Genomic DNA, 20,648 nt, shown 5'->3' on the forward strand with positions numbered 1-20,648 from the left:
AAATCCGTTTATTTATAGATTGGGTTTTTGGATTATCCGTTCAGTGATAATGGCAGTTACCATGGCATCACTTACGTTGAGTGCTGTACGGCCCATATCAATCAAAGGTTCAATTGCTATAAGCAGGCCGACAAGACCGACTGGCAGTCCCATGGTGGATAGGACAATTAGTGCGGCAAACGTGGCACCACCACCGACACCGGCAATCCCTAAGGAACCAAGCGCAGTAACGAAAACAAGCTTTACTAAAAATGGTAGCGTAAAAGGGTCAATACCAACAGTAGGTGCTATCATGACAGCAAGCATAGCTGGATAGACACCGGCACAACCGTTCTGGCCTATGCTTATGCCAAAGGAAGCTGCCAGATTGGCGATACCTTTTGATACACCCATCTTATTTTCCAGTGCATTGACTGTGAGCGGCAGAGTGCCGGCACTAGTTCTTGAGATGAAAGCAAAAGACAATACTGGAAAAGCATCCTGTATATAGTGTAATGGATTGTATTTTGCCAGAGCCAGCAGCAAGAGGTGAATAATGAACATCACGATAATTGCTGTATAAGAGGCAGCCACAAAGGAAAGCAATTTGAGAATACTGCCAAAATCACTTGTGGCAATAAATTTAACAATAAGGGCTAAAATACCATAAGGAGTGATGCGCAAAATAAAATCGACCACTTCCATGACTATATCTTGTACAGCCAGTATAAATTTTTCTAAAAGGGCGGCGGAATCTGGTTTGTATTGACGGATTTTTAGGATGCTTATGCCAATAAGAGCCGCGATAAAGACTACAGATAGCGTGTCAGCACTGTTTTGCCCTGTGAATGCATAAAATATATTGGTCGGAATGATTTCAACGAGTTGTTCCTGGACGGGTTTAGTTTGAAAGCTGTCAAGCTTTGTTTCTATCTTTTGGCCGGCGGTGATTTCATTGTCACCGACAGGCATACCCACTGCTGATAAATTATAACCAAGTGCTGAAAATGCACCGACCGAAGCAGCTATAACAGTAGTGCATAATAATATACCAATGATGAGAAGACCTGTCGTGCGAAAAGTTTTCAGATCTTTTATTTTGAGGATAGAAGATGCGATAGAAACCAAGACTAAAGGAATGACAATCAACTGGAGCATTCTTATATAGCCATTACCAACTATATTCGTCCAACTGAGAGTAGCTTTTACTATGGGGGATTGGATACCATAGGCCATTTGGTATACTGTACCGATGACGATACCTATACACAGCGCTAGTAGAACGCGTTTGCCGAAGGATACTTTTTTGCGTTCTAAGTAAAATAACAAAATAAACATTAATATAATGAAGAGTAGATTAAACAATACCATAATTGTGATACCTGCCTTTCTGGTGTAATTCCTAGCGTATTGATAGGCATTGATAATGGGTATACTGTAACATAAATAGAATAGATAATCAATAAAAATCCGCGAGACTGTATATACTGTCCCGCGGATTTTCCAGTAAATATTGTATTATAAAATGATTTATGCTTCTGGTTTTATGAGGCGTTCAGGATTCATATAGAAATCAAAATCTTTTTCCGATACATAGCCAGACGCAAGTGCGGCTTCTTTAAGGGTAATGTTTTGTTTGGCTGCTTTTTTGCCAATTTCTGCGGCTTTGTCATAACCAATTAAAGGAACTAATCCAGTAACGAGTATCAGACAATTTTTTAAATGTTCCTTGATTCTGGGCAGATTAGGCTGGATGCCAACAACACATTTATGGTTAAAGGAAGTTATGGCATCAGATAGCAAGCGTATGCTTTGTACCATATTATAAGCTATGACGGGCATGAATACATTCAGCTGGAAATTCCCCTGGCTGGCAGCAAATCCTATTGTCGCGTCGTTGCCCATTATTTGTACAGCTACCATGGTCAGTGCTTCTGCTTGGGTCGGGTTAACTTTGGAGGGCATTATCGAACTGCCGGGTTCATTGGCAGGAATTGTTATTTCACCAATACCGCAGCGTGGGCCACTGGCAAGCCAGCGAGTATCATTTGCTATCTTCATGAGATCTGCGGCTAATGCTTTTAATAATCCATGGACAGCAGCAAGTTCGGCTTTACTTGACAGGGCTTGGAACTTATTAGGTGCCGTTTCAAATTTTTCACCAGTAAGTTCGCTTATAGCAGCTGCTACGCGCACTGCAAATTCTGGATGTGTATTTATACCGGTACCCACTGCGGTACCACCCATTGCCAAATAATGAATGTATTCTAATCCTTGCTGTAAAATGGCACGGTCTCTTTTTATCATACCAGCCCAGCCGCTTATTTCCTGACCAAGTGTAAGCGGTGTAGCATCCATCAAATGTGTGCGGCCAATTTTTATTATATCTTTAAAAGCATCCACTTTTTTGTCTAATTCAATGATGAAATCATCCATCGCAGGAAACAATTCTTTCTTTAACAAAGTCGTTGTCAGTACATGTAATGATGTCGGGAAAATATCATTTGAACTCTGCGAATGGTTAACATGGTCATTAGGATGAACTTTTATGTCTTTGCCGGCTTCGTGCAAAATCTGTGTAGCACGATGGGCAATTACTTCGTTCATGTTCATATTAAATTGGGTACCGCTGCCGGTCTGCCAAACAGCGAGGGGAAAGTTGTCATCCCACTTGCCCGCATATATTTCATCGCATGCCTTTGTAATAGCTTCAGCACGTTCAGGGTCAATCAGTTTTAAATCCAGATTTACTTTAGCAGCAGCTTTTTTCAGGCGGGAAAAGACTCTGACCATTTCTATAGGAATTTTCTCCGTTCCTATTTTAAAATTTTCATAGCTTCGTTGTGTCTGCGCTCCCCACAGTTTATCACATGGAACCTTTATTTCTCCTATAGAATCCTTTTCAATACGATATTGCATGTAAATCCCTCCTGTTAATGTTTCGATCGGTGATACTTTAAAATCGAAGAAAATTTGTGATTTATCACTCACTATTAAATATTTCTATATAAATGGTAAAACTCCTTGCATATTTGAAACTAAGTTTACAAAAAAGTGCATAAATTATGTATATAATACTCTTTAATAATATATAATAGTACAAAATAATAGTATAAGTGATAAATAAATCTCTGGGGAATTGCAGCATTGGCAAAATGTCTTATCTTATTTCTCGAAGTAAGATAATGGGTTACTTCTTTTGGGGAGAAGTTTTCTTTGTTTTTAAATAGTCGAGATATTGTCTGATTTCGATATTTATTTCATCGTCAGCAGAAATTATTTCATGAATGAGGGTTTTCTTTAGCAACGAGAGTTTATGGGATTTAGGGGTATTTATTGAGATATCATCATTACCCATTAAATAATCAGTACTTACATTATAAAACCTTGCAAGTAGAATTATGGTGTCTATATCTGGTTCATTCCTTCCTGTTTCGTAATGATTGTATTTTGTATAGCCGATATGCAATCTTTTGGCAGCCTCTCTTTGTGTTAAACCTTTACGCTCACGAACCTCTCTAAGCCTTGATGTAAATAGGCATTTTAGCATAAAATCCCTCCCTACACCAAAAAGTTTAATCTACGTATTATGGAAAAACAATTGAATCTAGTAAATGTATACTTTGAATTGACGAAGTTATATATATAAGCTATTATTTAAATAATAAATATACATTGTGTAGATATAGATATGGCAAAAATATGTAAATTCTGTTTTGCATGTTTATTTTTTTTAGGAGGGTATTTTATAAGATAAATGACAAATTTTTTTTAAAATGAATAAGCTTAATAAGCAAACTAGGCAGGTATTTTTTTTGTTTTAGATAATAAAATAATATATAGTAATTTAGCGTTACAGTGTTTTATAGATAGACAGCACTGTAACTATTGATGTGTTTTTATATGTACTAAGTGTTTTATAAGCTGAACTGGATACCATTTGTAAAATATTTAGAAAATAATGCAACATAGGGTAAGTGATGATGGGGAAGAATATAAAGTAAATATGCTATTTTATGTTTTAAAAATATATTTTAAAAATTAGAGAGAAACAGCGGCTTGATGGAATTATAGTACTTGCCCGCGTCTTTTTTACAGCATTATTATGTGGATATAGGGTTGAAGTATCTAAGCATTTTTACAGATTGTAGTATGGCAAAATTCATATGGATAGTATTGCCATATTTTAGATGGAAAAGTGGAGGTATTTTATGAAATCAGATCAGCTGCTTATTTTGACAGAAAAACTTATAACCGGATTTTACAATTTGGGCAGAGTGGAAGATATTGTATCATTGTTGGCATGTCCAGTAGCAGAGCTTTCCAGTTGTCATTCTTCCCGGTATGCACTTGGGAAAAAAGCAGTTTCTGATTTGCTGCGTAAGGAATATGATTGTGTAAAACCGTGTAAAATAGTTGATATACGTTTTTATGAAGAAAATATTAGTGCGAAAGATACCACGGTCAGAAGTGATCTTGTTTTATATATGCATGACAATTTAGTTCCCCAAGATTATCATATCTTTTTTAAGTATGATACGGTACAGCCACAGATCGCGATAAGGGGATTACGTATTGTTGCAGCAAGCAATGAAATAAATGCATGTTTTAGTCATGTATGTGAGACGGTTGGAGATACGCATATAGCATATGATAAAAATTTTGAGCCAAACAGTATTAGGCAGGGACATGTTATCTATGCTATTGGTGATAAAAATGACATCCATTATCATGATAAGACATTTGCCAATATTTTAGGGTATAACCGTTCGCTTAAACTGTCGGCCATAGATGATTTGATAGCTGCTGGAGATATTGCTGCTATACGCAATGAACAGAAAGCACAGCTGCGGAAAAACAATACTTATCAGTTGCGGTACAAACTAAAAGATAGAAATAATAAACCTATTTCTGTAATAGAGTCCGGTTACTGCATGTTAAAAAAGGAAAATTATTTTATTCTCAACAGTATAATTATTGATATTAGTCCATTACAGAAAATTAATGAATATTTTCTGACCAGTTTGTTTTATGATGATTTGACGGGTATTTATAATAATGAAACATTTTACAAAAAAGCACGTATACTCATAACGGAAAATAGTGATACAGTATTTGAAATTATGTGTGTGGATGTAGAACGATTTAAAATAATAAACGAAATTTTTGGCAAAGAGGCAGGCAACCAACTGCTTCGTCAAATAGGCAGATGTTTGGGCGATTGTCTGATAAAACCATTAGTTTATGGAAGATTGTATGCAGATAAATTTGCTTTATGTTATCCGTCAAGTAAAGAAAACAGGCAGCAGGTAATGGCGTCACTTAATAAAGTGGCCGCAGAATTCAAACATAATTACAAGGTCATATTATCTTTTGGGGTATACGTTGTCAGTGATAAGAATATACACATAAGTGCAATGTGTGATAAAGCTAATCTCGCATTGAAAAAAGTAAAAGGCCATTATTTGGTAGCCTGCGGTGAATATGACGAAAGTATGCACCAGCGTTTACTGGATGAGCAGTCTTTTATAAATGGCATGAATGAGGCCTTGAAAAATAGGGAATTCTTATTTTACCTTCAGCCTAAATACGAATTGGCTGGTGGTAAAATAATTGGAGCGGAGGCACTTGTTCGCTGGCTTCATCCACAAAAAGGCTTTATCGGGCCAAATCGATTTATCCCCATTTTTGAACAAAATGGTTTTATTTTAAATCTTGATAAATATATATGGGAAGAAGTATGTAAATTATTGCGCAGCTGGATGGATGAAGGCAGGCAAATCCAGCCGATATCAGTAAATATTTCGCGTGTAGATCTTTATGATAATGACCTTGTCGGTTTTTTTGCCAGACTTGTTAAAAAATATGATGTTCCACCGCGTCTTTTGGAACTTGAACTTACTGAAAGTGCTTATATCGATAATCCTGAGAAAATTGTTGAGATTACCCAGAGATTACAGGAAATGGGTTTTATAATTCTTATGGATGATTTTGGTAGTGGTTATTCTTCCCTAAACATGCTTAAGGACGTAAATGTAAATGTCCTAAAAGTAGATCTGAAATTTCTGCAAAATACGAACCATAATAATCGCAGCGGCCAAATACTCAATTCAGTAGTGCATATGGCGAAATGTCTTGAGCTGCCGATTATTGTAGAGGGAGTAGAAACATTACAACAGTCGGAGTTCCTACGGTCTATCGGCTGTAATTGGGTACAGGGCTATTACTATTCTAAACCTGTGCCTATAGAGACGTATGAGAAACTTATTGAACAAATGGACGGCGCAAAAGATGTGGAAGAAAGTGCAGAAATTTGTCATTCGCAACGAAGGGTGCAGATAGAAGACTTCTTTAATCCCAATGCCAAATTTAATATATTGTTTAATAGCATGACATGTTGCATAGGTATTTATGAATTTAGCAAAGAAAATCTAAAACTCTTGCGGGCTAATGCTAGTTATTTTAACGTATTTAGGCATGATGTGGAACATTTTTATGCCACTAACAAAAATATTTTTGAGTATGTACATAGAGATGATAGAGCCAATTTGCGGCAAACTATCACTAAAGCATGCCAGGATGGAAGCGTAATGGATTGCTCAATACGCCGGTATACGGCGGAAGGTCAATTGCTGCATCTATTGGTACATGTTAATTGCATTGTCAAGGAAGATGATTGCTATATTGTTTATTTAGCCTTAGAAAGAATTGTACACCAAAACGATATATGTGGGGAAGTGCAGAACGTATTTAACAATATGCCTGTGGCATTAGGCATATTTGAACTATGCGATGGTGAGGTATGGGTAAGACAGATAAGCAAGGAGTTTAGTAAGCTGACAGATTATTCACCAGAACTGTTTATGAAGCTCACTGGGGGGAATATGAAAAACTTTTTGGATAAGAAAAATTTGGCTGCGTTGAAAAAAGCAATTTTAAGTGCCTATAGAGAAAAAAATACGATAACGTTGACAGAAATACTCACAACCCGTATGCACAAAAGACTTATTATTAAAGCTGCGATTAATGTAGTAAAATCAAATACGGGAACGTTGTTGTGTTATATGCATGTATGCGGCAAATTTTATAAATTAAGGAAAAGTAATTATATAAGTTGAGTAGCTTAGTCGATATAAGCTAAAGCAGCTCTTTGGTCTGTAGTTATAAATGTATATTGCACATTGGTGTGTTATAAAATATATTTCTTCCAATGAATATATGAATATATAATCTGGTTTATAAAGAATATAGTCGTAAAGGGGATAAGAAATCTATAAAATTAACAATTGTATATTATTTTAGTAAGCATAAAACATCAATCTTTTCTTTTGTTACAGAAACTTTAATTGTAACAGATTCCTTGTTTTGTGCTTATTTTTTTACATATTTTAAGATAAAACGCTAATATAAGATTTCTGCAGCGGTTGCATTGCAAAGAAAAGCTCACCTTAATTTTGTGGGAGGTACATTAATGTAATATATCATTTTAAGGGAAAAATAAGATTTTGCTTTTGCGGGCAAGTGATAGGAATTAATTCGAAGAAAAATTAATTAGTATTTTTTTCAGCCAGTATATTTTGCAAGGATTCGATTTGATTTTCATGGATCAATATATACATATAATCACCAGACTGAAGCCGTGTTTGGCCGTCTGGAATAATTTCTGTTTCGCCGCGTTTTAGGCTGACGATAAGACTGTGGGCAGGCCATTCAATGGAATGGATGAGTTTGCCATCGGCAGAGCTGCCATTGCCGACAACCCTTTCTAAGAGGACGCGCTTATAATGCAGATGTGCTTTAATCTTGGGATGATTGCGCAGTGAGCGGTTTAAGAGGGCATCATAAACAGGTTTTCCTTTTAATAAATCGGTTACGACATAAGCTGTCATAGACACACAGATTAATGCCAGCATATGTTGGAAAGAGCCGGTCATTTCCATAATTAATATGCTGCCTGTTATGGGTGCTTTGACTACAGCTGCAAAATATGCGGCCATACCAAAAACAATAAAATTAGTTGCATAAAAAGCAGCGTTAGCGTTCAGGATTATTGCAAAATGATTGAAAATGCCACCCCCAATAGCACCAAGTACAAGCATGGGGAGAAAAATTCCGCCAGGCACACCAGAACCAAATGACATAGCAGTGAATAGAAGCTTACCAATATAGAGTATACATAAAAATGCCAGTCCGTAATTTTCTTTTATTAAAATATCTACTAAATGGTTTCCACCACCCAATATCTGAGGAAGAATAAAACCGAGAATGACTGCCGTAAATAACGGCAGGGCTGGTTTCCACATTTTTTTCAGCAAGGTCTGTTTTTCGAAACAGTCCATAGCTTTAAAGAGTGAAGTGTTGAAACATATGCCTAGAAGGGCAACAAAAGCACCCAATAAAAATAAAAAACCATACATGTTCATTGGTAGTACTTGAAGGCTGCCAGTATGAAATACAGGTGTATTCCCAAAAAATATATCCGTAACAGCGGCTGCTGTCACGGAAGCTGCTGCTGTGCCCATGAGCACTAATGGAGAAAAATTTTTGTATAATTCTTCAAAACCGAAAATAATTCCAGCAAGCGGTGCGTTAAATGCAGCAGACAGACCGGCGCAGGCACCGCTAGTCAATAAAAAGCGTTCTTCCATGCGTGAGCGTTTCCTGCTGCGACTGACACCCTGTGCGAGTGCTGCGCCTAATTGTACACTGGGGCCTTCGCGGCCTAAGGACAGGCCTGCACCTATGGCAATAACACCGCCGATAAATTTACAGATTAATACCCTTAGCCAATTCATGTGCATTTTCCCTAAAAGAATGCCTTTTATTTGCGGGATACCACTGCCGGTACAAAGTGGTTCTTTTTTTATTAACCAGTAAAGGAAAAATGAAAAGAATAGAATAAGGGCACAATAGGCCACAAAAAAAGGCCAATGAGGTAAAGTGAAGTAGCTGTATAACCATGGCCGTAAAATCTCTGAACCTTCCAGTAACCCTCTATAGGCAGATATAACTAGGCCGGTAAGTGCACCAATAATGATTCCTTCGATGCAAAGCTGTAAACGGAAATAACGACTGCGATTACCTTCTAAAGTGTTTAAAACATTTACTATTTTTGTTTGTTTCATAACGTATTCCTTAGGGAAGGATTTTCTCCTTATAATGATATTTTTAATTATTTTGTTCCTTTTTTATATGTAACCATATTATTTTTATCTTCAAAAGTCAATTAGAAAACTGGTATTAAATAATTGCACTCAGAATTAAGAAGACTGCAGATGGAAGTTTTTTGTATAAAAAGATTATTAATAATTAAATCCTGTACAATAGAATTATAAACACTACTGTACAGGATGAAGTTAGGTATTACTACTGAGGAGTATATTAAGAAATTCAGCATATGTATTTTAGGGATATTTGAATTATGTATAATTTTTGCTAGTAAAAATTAGAATTACATTAACAAGTCCAGAAACGTATCATTTATGAGCTAGAACATAAATAGTAATTTTACTACCTAAAAATACGAGCAAATCATTTTTATAATAAAATTATCGTTAATGTGTGATTATAAAATAAACATTAAAATATAGAGAACTTAAGATTAACTAAAAAGTAGAAGAAAAGGAATTACTTTTCTTCTACTTTGGTAAACCAAAATACATATATAATTATTTAAAAACTGATTTTAGATAAGAGTGTAGTGATAATGATTGCTGTTACAGAAGCTATGCAAGTGGCTAATGTATATGATTTTAGTGCACCTTCTACAGTAAGGTTAAAATACTCTTTAACTATCCAAAAACCTGAATCTGTAACATGTGAAAAACAGATAGCACCAGAACCAACTGCTAGTGCAACTATGGCAGGATCAAGCCCCGGATATTGTGCGAGCATGGGGGAGACAATACCTGCTGCAGTCATCATGGCAACTGTAGCAGAACCAACAGAAAATCGCATGACAGCAGCTACTACCCAAGCCAAAAGCAAAGGGCTCATGTCTAGGGATGTTAGTATATCACCTAGTTTTATACCTAGACCGCTATCGATAAGAACCTTATTAAAAGCTCCACCGGCACCGATAACTAATAATATTCCAGCCACAGGGGCAAAAGATTGGTCAGTGAATTTGAGCAGGTCACGCATAGAAAAACCTCTATTTAGACCAAGTGACCAATAGGCAAAGAATGCTGATATTAAAAGAGCTACTATAGGATTGCCGATAAAGTTTACAAGTTCAGTATATTGAGAATTTTCAGTAGCACTTAAATCAAATAAAGTTTTTGAAACCATAATAAGCATTGGTAATAGAACGGTAAATAAAGTTATTCCAAAATGTGGTAGATCTGCGTCGGCAGTCTGTTTTCTTGTTCTTGATAATGAGGCCATGTCTGTTTTAACATATTTTTTAATAAAACTTGTCCAAATAGGGCCGGCGACTGTTGCGGCAATTATACAGACAATAAGGCCTAAAATAATTACTTTACCTATATCTGCATGTAAAGTTGCAGCAATAGCCATTGCTGCTGGATGGGGAGGTAACATACAGTGTACAATTTGGAGGGATACACCTATTGGAACACCAATTGCGACAATAGAAAGACCAGTTGCTCTGGCTACACTTATAATGAGTGGGATGAGTAGGACAAGGCCAACCTGAAAAAATACAGGTATGCCAGTAATCAAACCTACTACCATCATTGCCCAATTGGCACGCCGTTTACCAAATGCGTTAATAAGTGTGCGGGCAAGTCTTTCTGCCCCACCAGAAGTTTCCAACATTTTCCCTAAAATACTGCCAAGTCCGAGTACTGTAGCTAAAAAACCGAGGGTGCTACCCATGCCAGCCTCTATAGAAGCACATATTTTTGATAAAGGCATACTTGTTATGAGACCAACATACAGACAGGCAACAATGAGACTGATAAAGGCATGTAGACGGATCTTCATGATTAAAAATACAACTAATAGAATTGCACTAAACAGAGTGCCAACTAAAAAGGCAGTTTCCATTTATTTTCCTCCTGAATTATTTCCTAATAAAATTACATTTTGTAAAAGTAAACCAATCAATATATCGTTCTACTACAGCAGTCATTCTTTCTTCGGAAAATTTTGTCATTGTTTCAAATCTTGTATTTGGATCAGTATGTTGTGCTAAAAATTCTCTTGCTGCTTTTATACCAGTGGTAGATATTTCTGTGTTAATGTTTATTTTTCGAATTCCTAGATGGATTGCTTCTTGCAAAGCATTTTTTGATATTCCTGAACTACCGTGTAACACAAGTGGGAGTTTTACGGCAGCATGTATTTCCTGCAAACGCGTAAAATCAAGTAAGGGGACTCCTTTGTAAATACCATGTGCATTTCCTATAGCTATTGCCAAGGCATCTGCATCTGATTCAGTAGCATACGTTTTTGCTGATGATACAGTTGTATAATCATGTTGGCGTACTTCTTTTTTGGCATCAGAACCGTCTTCTTCATTCATGTACCCCAGTTCACCTTCGACACTGGCGCCGATGGTATGTGCTAAAGAACAGATTGCTTTGGTTTGAGCTATATTATTCTGTAATGTTTCAGCGGAGCCATCATACATTACGGAAGTGAAGCCGCATTTAAGTGCTCTTTCTATGGTTTCTATATGTCGACTATGATCAAGATGCAGCACGAATTGTCGATCTTTATCTTTGGTATAAAATTTTACTAGTTCAGCCATTGCCTCTAGTGGCATATGTTTATCGTAGGCTTCACCAAATGCAAGTATTGTTGGTGCAATTGTTTTTGTAGAACCCTGCATTACAGCTTGCAGGGATTCTACGTTATAAACATTAAATGAACCTATAGCAATATTTTGTTCTTCAGCAAAATGAAGAGCTTGTTTTAAATTGATCAGCATATTTTCACCTAAAACCTTTCAGTGAGTACTGAGCATATCAACAACTTGGCGCAGGGTATCTACAGCACCTACATTACCAGGGAAAATGATATATGACATACCGGGGAATTTACTTTCCTTGCCTGTTTTCCATACAGGAATACCAGGAGCTACCTGCCCGAGAACAAGCGCTCTTTTAACGGATAAGCCTTTGGTTCCAACATCACTTGATGTGATGCCGCCCTTTGCGATAAGAAAACTTGGTTGAACAGATAAACGACCTACAATACTTGTAATAGCTTCTGAAATTTTTACAGAAATACGCAAGGATTCTTCTTCCGATCCAGCATCAAAACGTTTCCGGCCTGTAAAAACAGTGACCGTTTCCCCTTTTTTGATGAAATCTTCAGTGCTTTTAATAATTTTGGTAAGTTCTGTTGCTAATTTTGTGGGATTGAGTACTAAGAGATGATTGAATTCAATAAATTTTATATGGGGATTTTTCATTAATTCATTAAGTTGATCAGTAGTTTTTTGTACATGTGAGCCAACAATAATAAGACCACCATTTTTATTTTCAGTAGCAACTAGTTCACTTCGACGTAAGAGTGGTTTGTCAGGTATGTTACCAATCACTTTTGTAAAAGCTGCTGCCGTACGAAACATAAAGTTTTTTCCAGCTTTCATTGCTTGTATAAGTGCAGCTGCAAATATCTTAACATCTACATAATCAACAGCATTGACGATAATTTTATTAAAATTATTAACTTGCATGAGTTGATTACAAATAGAATCTATTTTAAGATTACGTAAATCATCAAGAGAAATACATGTTGTGTCTGCTGCTTTATATTCACCGTGTGTCTTTTCTTCAACATATGCGCACATGTCTGAAGCATTATAAGCAAAAGTTTTATCTTTAGCAAATTCTGTTTCACCAGCAGGAATAAGATAATCACCTTCCTGTACGTAATGAATATTTCCAATGGTGAAACGCCCACCTTCTTTAAAGAAGGGCATAAGTATTTCTCCATCAATTTTTGTTTTTGTATTTTTCTCAAGAGTATTTCGCAGTGTTTTTGTTTCGAGTGGATAATGTCCGCGTAAAGTGGAATCACTACGGCTGATAATCATGAAATCCTTACCACAACGCTGGCTTTCTTTTACTATGCGTGATGCTATTTCTTCATGGACTTTTTCAGTATATTCGGCAGAAAAAGCACGTGAATTGGTTAAAATAAAAAACATGGAGCGATTTTCTGCAAACCCTGCAGCTATACTCTTATCAGACCAGTCTGTATATACAGAAATATCATGTATAGTTTGTACTCCGGTCGGATCATCATCGAGGACAATAATTTTTTTGTTAAATCCGTGAAATGCTTTAGCAAGGAGTTTATCAACTTCTGGCTCACTAACTAATGGAATCTCTTTAAAAATATTATTTTTCAGTATTTTCACCATAATGAAATTCTTCTCCTATTTTTCCAAATATTTTCAGTCATTCTTGGGATTTTACTATAACATCAGATATTTTTTCATAAAATTGAACTATACCGCTATGGTCATCCATAATATGACCATTAGCTTTCAAACTGAGCATAATCTGTTGTAAAGAACTTGTAAGGATTAATGGGACATTCAGACTTTTGGCGGTGTCCATAACATTGGTAATATCTTTGAGATTGATAGCGAGAGTTCCGCCTGGTTTAAAATTGCGACTATACATCATTGGGGCTTTGGCGTCTAGTACAGTGCTGCCGGCTAAACCACCACGAACTGCTTCATATACTTTTTTGGGATCAGCACCTGCTTTTTGGGCTAATACTAGTGCTTCCGATACTGCAGCAATATTGAGATTTACCATGATTTGATTTGCTAATTTTGCAACTGAACCACTACCATTAGGTCCTACAACTGTTATAGATTTACCCATTGCTTCAAAAATATATTTGATTTTTTCAACAGTTTTTTCTTCTCCGCCAATCATGAAGGCTAATGTTCCATCAATAGCACCTGGTTCTCCACCACTTACTGGTGAGTCGAGGAAAGGACAATTTTTTTCAGCAGCAAGTTTGGCAAATTCTTGCGAAGCCACAGGAGATACCGAACTCATATCGACAATTACTGTTCCTGGACATGCACCAGCAAGAATACCATCTTGACCTTCTAAAAGACTCTTAACAATGGCCGCATTTGGCACCATCGTAATCACTACGTCTTTATTAGAAGCTACTTCTTTTGGTGAAGTGGCTGTTTTTGCGCCCTCTTTTGCTAATATTGCCATAGCATTTTCACTGATATCGTAAACAGTGGTATCAATGCCAGCTTGCAGTAAATTTTTTACCATTGGTTTTCCCATAATTCCTAATCCAATAAATCCTACTTTTGACATATTAAGTCCTCCTTAAAATAATATATTGCATGTAGCATGTTACATACTAGTTAATGCAAAATCAATGGCATATTAAAATCAATTAATATGCCATTGATTTTGCATTAAAACATGTTTTTAGAATATTTCCTGTTATTAGCATGTGCTCATTGAAAATGCTTTCAGCTTTTTGTCCATCACCACTACAAATACCTTGAAAAATTTTTTGATGTTCAGCCAATGCATCTTTATGGCGATTTTTGAAAGTTAATGAATTTACAGTAATTTGTTCCAATTTACTTCTCATTTGATCAACAGTCTTGATAAAATACGTATTTTGAGTGAAATGAACAATAATACCATGAAATTCAATATCAGCTTTCATGTATTTATAATGACTAGCATTGTCGGCAAGAAAATTTTTAGTTTCATTTAAACAATTCTGCATTTGTTGAAGTGCTTTTTGACCTTCAACGGTATGGATATGTTCTGTGAGGTATTTAACGCTATAACCTTCTATTGCTGTTCGAGCTTGTAAGATTTGATTTATATCATCAAGTGAGATTGGTTTTACGCTGATACCTCGATTGTTATAAATTTCAACAAAGCCTTCATGTTTGAGTTGAAGGATGGCTTCTCTTACCGGAGTACGTGAAACTTCTAGTTGATTAGCAAACATTTGTTCAGAGTAGATTTCTCCAGGATTAAGGTCACCTTTGACAATTAACTGTTTTAAATGTTGATAAACTTGATCTTTATATGAAATTTTTTTTATCATTTAAAATTCCTTTCTCCCTGATATGTAGCATACTATTCTTATTTTCAAAAGTCAATTAAAAATTTAATTCTAGTATGATAATTAAACTAAAAAATGTAAATTATTATGAGCTTGTTTTTAAAAATGAAGAAAAGATATGAATTAAGTGAGCTTTTTTTCAAAACTGAAAAAGAAGATACTGACAAATATTCTCTATATTAATATATTATAATTATCAAAGGTGAAAGGAATTTTTAAAATGCAATGGTTTGATATTAATATTGGCTGCCAGTTTTAAAAACGCGCAGCAAGTACAGGCACTTTGTGAATATGGAATCGGTGCGGCTACTGTTGCACCAGTTGTTTTACATGGACTTTTGCAAAATGATTCTGTTTCTGCGGCGGTAAAGGCATTTACAGCTGATTTTACGAAACTCTGTGGTGAAGGAAGCACTATGGCAAATTGTAAATAAAATAATGTAACCGTTAAATTGATTTTGATTGTAATATTTTTTTAGTGCTCTATGAAGTGTTATGTTATTAAATATATTACTTGACAGGTATTATATTGATCAGTTATAATTTAAATGTAATTAAAAGGGAGTAACTTTAACATCGTTGTCAACAACACTGATGCAATTGTATTATGCGTCTGGCAGCGGCGTCGTGAATAGCGAAAGTGAGACTTTTAATGTGTATTTTATGCGCATTGAAAGTCTTTTTTTTGTGCATAAATAAAAATTTAGTGAGAGTGAAAAGGGGAAAATAATGGATTTTATTACTGCATTAGGAACAATAATAATTTTGGATCTCGTTTTGGCTGGAGACAACGCTGTAGTGATTGCCTTGGCTTCACGTAATTTACCACAGAATATGCGGCAAAAAGCAATCTATGTAGGAACTGCAGGGGCAATAGGCATAAGAATAGTGATGACTGTTTTAGCGGCATATTTGTTGACAATTTCTTATATACAGGCTATTGGTGGACTGTTGCTGTTGCCAATTGCGATAAAGTTGCTTAAGCCGTCTGAAGGAACAGGCGAAATAAGTGTTGCGGCTAATTTTAGCAGCGCAGTAAAGACGATAATAGTTGCTGATGCTGCCATGGGGATAGATAATGTCTTAGCTATAGCGGGAGCCGCGCATGGTAATCTTACCTTGGTGGTAGTAGGACTTTTGATAAGCGTGCCTATAATTATCTGGGGCAGCAGCTTGATAGCAAAATGTATGGATAAATTTCCCATGCTTATTACCTTGGGAGCGGCCATTTTAGCTTACACTTCAGCGACTATGATAATTGGTGATAAGGTGATAGGCAGTCTGCTTTTAGATTTGAATGAATATATACGGTATATACTGCCTGTAATTTTTGTAGTTGGTGTAGTTTCTTCCCCTTATTTCTTTAGGAAAAAGGCATAAATTGCTTATGTATAACTGATTATTTTTGGATATCATAAGTGTTGCATTAATAAAAGCCCGCTTCAATTTTGAAGCGGGCTTTTATTAAAAAGGATATCAATTACACAGAAAAATTAATTATTATTTTCGGCAGGAGCATCGGCATTTGCATCGGCAGGTGCTTGTGCGGCATTGGTATTTGCATCAGTAGGTGCTTGTGCAGCATTAGCATTTGCATCAGTAGGTGCTACTGGTGTAGCATTAGCGTTTGCATTAGCGGGTGTTCCCTGTATGGCATTTGCATTAGCGTTTGCATTAGCGGGTGTTCCCTGTATGGCATTTGCATCAGCAGGCAATTCTTTGAAGGATATCAAACCGTTTTGATAATCGGTGCTGTCCTGAGTAGTCATTTCGCCTGACTTAAAAAATACGATGACATAATTTGTTTTTTGGCCAGGAATATAAGTTTCGATACGTTGGCTGACATTGCCTTTTACTGCATCGGCTTTTTCTTTTTTATTTGCATCAACATATACATCCTGTTGACCAACCGCATATAATACTTTATGGCCGTTTAACGGAATAAATAACACGGTCTGGTATCTGCCGTTACTATTCATTACAAAGTTAGCGGCATATTGTTGCGATTCTTTATCTGTCATTTTATCAAAATTGGGAATCTGTGATGAATCAAAAGCATTGGTAGCGATTATCCATCCTTCTAGGATATTATACCCGTCATTTTTAAAAACGAGTACTTCACCTTTTTGGTTAGGATCTATGAGCGGGATAACCCCAAGTGGTTTTTGTGGACAGTCAATGCTGTAGCCATAATCTTTACTGGTATAAGTATAGGCAGCAGATGCCTGCTTAGGCTGCATTAATCCTATAGACATGGAAACGGCAAAAATTCCCGCAAATATTTTCAACATATTTATCATTCTCATTATTGTTCCCTCCTATTACATAATGTACATTATATCGTATTTCCACAAAAAAATATAGGGATGTATTGTAATAACATCTACATCCCTATATCGAGGCAAACTATATCCATATATTAAAACATTTATTTTAGCCCATTAGAAGCATATGAATCACATGTATTCGTCAGGACTCTTCTTTTTATGACTTTGCTTTTTATTTGTAAAGAAAGCAGCAATTTTTTCTACGACTACAAACAGGACTGGAATGAGGAATATCCCAAACAGTGTAGCTATAAACATACCACCGACAACGGCGATACCCATATTATTACGTGCGCCCGCACCGGCACCAGTCGCAATAGCAAGTGGTAAACAACCGATGATGAAGGCTAGTGACGTCATCAATATAGGGCGCAGACGAAGATGTGCAGCTTCTAGTGCAGCTTTTACAATAGGCATACCTGCATCAGTTCTGACTTTAGCAAATTCAACAATAAGAATTGCATTCTTAGCAGCCAGACCGATAAGCATGATGATCCCAATCTGCATATAAACACTGTTTTGCTGACTCATTATCATTTCTGATAACAATGCACCGAAGATACCAGTTGGTACGGAAAGAAGTACCGCATAAGGTACGCTCCAGCTTTCGTAAAGAGCTGCCAAGCACAGGAAGACGAAGACTAATGCCAGGATCATTACCTGCGTTGTCGTATTGCCTGCTTTTGCTTCTTCACGGCTTTGGCTGGACCATTCTGTTTCAAACCCTGATGGAGCTGCTTGTTTAACAACTTCTTGGATGGCATCCATAGCCTGTCCAGAACTGTAACCGGCTTTTGCGCTCCCTTGGATGGTTATACTCTTGGCAGCGTTAAACCTTGTTACAATAGTAGGCGCTGATTCCAATTGAGGTTTGAGCAAGGTATTTAACGGAATCATTTCGCCCGCGGAGTTCTTTACGTAAATAAATCTTGTGGAATCGACATTACCGCGGAAGCCTGTATCAGCCTGTAGCATGACCTTGTATGTCTTACCAAATTTGTTGAAGTCATTTACAGGATAACCACCGAAATTGACCTGCAGAGCATTGAACACATCACTTAAGCTTACACCGAGTTGTTTTACTTTATCTCTATCAATATTAAATTGATAGTTAGGTGTATTTATTTGGAATGTGGTATAGACACTTTGCAGTTCAGGACGCTGGTTAGCTGTCGCAGTGATTTTTTGTGCTATTTCATTCAACTCTTCATCACTATGTCCACTCATATCCTGCAATTGCAGGTTAAACCCGCCTAATGTACCTAAACCAGGTAAGGATGGTGGATTCATCGCTATGATAGAAGCTTGTGGGAATTGCGCACCGGTTTTAATGGCGGCACCTATTTCTGCACCGATTTGTGTTTCAGCAGTTTTGCGGTCTTCCCATGGAGAGAGACCAACGAACAGAGTACCGGCACTTGATTTGCTTGCGCTTGTCAGAATATCATAACCGGTTATGGCCATTACATTTTTCATTCCCGGTAATTTCTGGATTGTATCGGCATATTCATTAACCGTTTTTTCTGTCTGGTTGGCTGACGTACCTTCCGGCATATTGACAGAAGCGATAAGAAAGCCTTGGTCTTCATCAGGAATAAAAGTCGAAGGCAATGTCTTAAACAGCCATCCCATCAGACCGATAACTACGGCTAGAAAAATAAGGCTTAGTTTAGATTTATTAATGAACCGGCTGACATTTTTTACATAACCGCGATTCATTTTATCAAAACCATTATTGAAGACGGCAAAGAATTTAGCTAGTTTGCCAGAATGAGCATTAGGATCATGCGGTTTTAAGAGTATGCCGCACAATGCCGGTGTCAGAGATAAGGCTACGAAGGCTGACAAAGCCATAGAAATAGCTATGGTCAGAGCGAACTGCCTGTACAAAATCCCTGTCATGCCGCCTAAAAAGGCTACTGGTAAAAATACTGAAGCCAAGGTGAAAGCTATGGCGACTACCGGTCCGGATACTTCATCCATAGCACGGCGGGTGGCTTCTTTAGGGTCGAGTTTGTCCTCGGTGATATGTCGTTCAACATTTTCAATAACGACAATCGCATCGTCGACAACCAGCCCTATGGCTAGCACCATAGCAAAAAGTGTAAGCGTATTTATCGAAAAGCCTAATACCACGAAGGCGGCAAATGCACCAACTAAGGATACTGGTACAGCCAGCATCGGGATAAGTGTAGCACGCCAGCTTTGCAGGAAGATAAACATGATGATCATGACTAGGACCAGTGCTTCAACGAAGGTCTTGACAACTTCAGTAACAGATTCTCTTATAAAATCGGTTTTATCTACTATCGTTGTATAAGTAAGGTCTGGTGGGAAGTCAAGGGAAGCATCTTCGAGGACTTTTTTTACACCTGCTACGGTGTCCATGGCGTTAGCAGTTTCAGTTAACTGGATTGCCATATTAACGCTGTCCCGACCATTGAAAACGCCAGACATGCTGTTATCTTTTTTGCCAGTTTCTACACGGGCTACATCTTTAAGTCTTACCAGAGAACCATCGCTGTTGACTTTGATGATTACATTCTGGAAGTCTTCTATGCTTTCAAGACGACCCTGGACTTTACCTGTATATTGGATTTCCTGGTCGTTGGAAGCTGGCCGGCCGCCAATTGTTCCTGCCGGTGCCTGTTGGTTCTGTTCCTGGATGAGCGTTATTATGTCATTGGCAGTAAGTCCAAGTTCCGATAATTTATCAGGGTTCAGCCAGATACGCATGGCATAGTCAGAGCCGAAAACCGTTACATCACCGACGCCGGCGACACGCTTGATTTTATCTGTTAAGTAAACATCTGCATAATTTTTAACGAATGTACTGTCATATGTGCCATTAGGAGAATACAAGGAAAATACCATGGCCATATCAGTTGATGATTTGGTAGTTGTAACACCATTAGTCTGGACGTTTGAAGGCAGACTGGGATTTGCTGCGGCAACTTTATTTTGAACCTTTACTGAGTCTATATCGCCGTCAGAGCCGACATTAAAGACGACCTGCAGGCTGTATGAACCATTATCGCTTGATGTGGCGGACATATAGTCCATGCCTTCAACACCGTTTACCTGTGCTTCTATTACCTGCGCAACAGTTTCGTTTATGACATTCGCACTTGCCCCGTTATAGGTGGCGCTGACGCGGATTGTCGGTGGCGATATCTGCGGGTATTGGGCTATAGGCAGGCTAAACATGGATATGAGACCCACTAGGACGATAATGATTGATATAACAATGGCGAAAATCGGCCTGTTAATAAAAAATCTTGCCAAATTGTCTCACCC

Annotated in this window: 14 protein-coding genes; 3 read left to right on the forward strand and 11 right to left on the reverse strand. The window is 37.2% G+C overall.

Annotated elements, in window-relative coordinates:
- Positions 1 to 12 precede the first annotated feature (12 nt).
- The 3 genes from EDC37_RS07630 to EDC37_RS07640 all read right to left on the reverse strand — a co-directional run bounded on the left by EDC37_RS07630 (position 13) and on the right by EDC37_RS07640 (position 3,529).
- Positions 13 to 1,350 carry an L-cystine transporter gene (locus EDC37_RS07630; protein ID WP_132549889.1) on the reverse strand — a complete coding sequence of 446 codons (1,338 nt, stop codon included), beginning with the start codon at positions 1,348 to 1,350 and terminating at the stop codon, positions 13 to 15.
- A gap of 159 nt (positions 1,351 to 1,509) precedes the next feature.
- On the reverse strand, positions 1,510 to 2,898 hold the full coding sequence (gene fumC, locus EDC37_RS07635; protein WP_132549892.1) for a class II fumarate hydratase: 1,389 nt from the start codon (positions 2,896 to 2,898) through the stop codon (positions 1,510 to 1,512).
- A gap of 271 nt (positions 2,899 to 3,169) precedes the next feature.
- Positions 3,170 to 3,529 carry a helix-turn-helix domain-containing protein gene (locus tag EDC37_RS07640; protein ID WP_132549895.1) on the reverse strand — a complete coding sequence of 120 codons (360 nt, stop codon included), beginning with the start codon at positions 3,527 to 3,529 and terminating at the stop codon, positions 3,170 to 3,172.
- 661 nt (positions 3,530 to 4,190) lie between these two features.
- Between EDC37_RS07640 and EDC37_RS07645 the strand changes: the two genes are divergently transcribed.
- Positions 4,191 to 7,097 carry an EAL domain-containing protein gene (locus EDC37_RS07645; protein WP_165874482.1) on the forward strand — a complete coding sequence of 969 codons (2,907 nt, stop codon included), beginning with the start codon at positions 4,191 to 4,193 and terminating at the stop codon, positions 7,095 to 7,097.
- Between the two features lie 429 nt (positions 7,098 to 7,526).
- Here the strand turns inward: EDC37_RS07645 and EDC37_RS07650 are convergent, their stop codons facing one another.
- The 6 genes from EDC37_RS07650 to EDC37_RS07675 all read right to left on the reverse strand — a co-directional run bounded on the left by EDC37_RS07650 (position 7,527) and on the right by EDC37_RS07675 (position 15,006).
- Positions 7,527 to 9,104 (reverse strand): ClC family H(+)/Cl(-) exchange transporter, encoded by a 1,578-nt coding sequence (locus tag EDC37_RS07650; RefSeq protein ID WP_132549901.1) that lies wholly within the window; start codon positions 9,102 to 9,104, stop codon positions 7,527 to 7,529.
- 547 nt (positions 9,105 to 9,651) lie between these two features.
- Positions 9,652 to 10,989 carry a GntT/GntP/DsdX family permease gene (locus EDC37_RS07655; protein WP_132549904.1) on the reverse strand — a complete coding sequence of 446 codons (1,338 nt, stop codon included), beginning with the start codon at positions 10,987 to 10,989 and terminating at the stop codon, positions 9,652 to 9,654.
- A gap of 16 nt (positions 10,990 to 11,005) precedes the next feature.
- Complete coding sequence (locus EDC37_RS07660) at positions 11,006 to 11,875, reverse strand: class II fructose-bisphosphate aldolase (RefSeq protein ID WP_132549907.1); 870 nt, start codon at positions 11,873 to 11,875, stop codon at positions 11,006 to 11,008.
- Positions 11,876 to 11,893: 18 nt separating this feature from the next.
- Positions 11,894 to 13,318, reverse strand: coding sequence for a four-carbon acid sugar kinase family protein (locus EDC37_RS07665; protein WP_132549910.1), 1,425 nt, complete (start codon positions 13,316 to 13,318; stop codon positions 11,894 to 11,896).
- A gap of 37 nt (positions 13,319 to 13,355) precedes the next feature.
- Positions 13,356 to 14,249 (reverse strand): 2-hydroxy-3-oxopropionate reductase, encoded by an 894-nt coding sequence (gene garR, locus EDC37_RS07670; protein WP_132549913.1) that lies wholly within the window; start codon positions 14,247 to 14,249, stop codon positions 13,356 to 13,358.
- An 82-nt stretch (positions 14,250 to 14,331) separates the two neighbouring features.
- On the reverse strand, positions 14,332 to 15,006 hold the full coding sequence (locus EDC37_RS07675) for a GntR family transcriptional regulator (protein ID WP_132549916.1): 675 nt from the start codon (positions 15,004 to 15,006) through the stop codon (positions 14,332 to 14,334).
- 248 nt (positions 15,007 to 15,254) lie between these two features.
- On the opposite strand from EDC37_RS07675, the gene EDC37_RS07680 reads away from it, so the two are divergent.
- Both EDC37_RS07680 and EDC37_RS07685 read left to right on the forward strand, forming a co-directional pair.
- Positions 15,255 to 15,458, forward strand: coding sequence for a beta/alpha barrel domain-containing protein (locus tag EDC37_RS07680; protein ID WP_132549919.1), 204 nt, complete (start codon positions 15,255 to 15,257; stop codon positions 15,456 to 15,458).
- 295 nt (positions 15,459 to 15,753) lie between these two features.
- Positions 15,754 to 16,404: a TerC family protein gene (locus EDC37_RS07685; protein ID WP_132549922.1), complete on the forward strand. Its 651-nt coding sequence runs from the start codon at positions 15,754 to 15,756 to the stop codon at positions 16,402 to 16,404.
- A gap of 113 nt (positions 16,405 to 16,517) precedes the next feature.
- On the opposite strand, the gene EDC37_RS07690 is transcribed toward EDC37_RS07685, so the two are convergent.
- Together EDC37_RS07690 and EDC37_RS07695 are read right to left on the reverse strand one after the other, a co-directional pair.
- The gene (locus tag EDC37_RS07690; protein ID WP_132549925.1) at positions 16,518 to 17,330 is read right to left on the reverse strand and encodes a hypothetical protein; all 813 of its coding nucleotides are present in this window, start codon (positions 17,328 to 17,330) and stop codon (positions 16,518 to 16,520) included.
- Positions 17,331 to 17,480: 150 nt separating this feature from the next.
- Positions 17,481 to 20,636: an efflux RND transporter permease subunit gene (locus tag EDC37_RS07695; RefSeq protein ID WP_132549928.1), complete on the reverse strand. Its 3,156-nt coding sequence runs from the start codon at positions 20,634 to 20,636 to the stop codon at positions 17,481 to 17,483.
- Positions 20,637 to 20,648 lie beyond the last annotated feature (12 nt).

This window comes from Pectinatus cerevisiiphilus (assembly GCF_004341685.1).
Lineage (GTDB): Bacteria > Bacillota > Negativicutes > Selenomonadales > Selenomonadaceae > Pectinatus > Pectinatus cerevisiiphilus.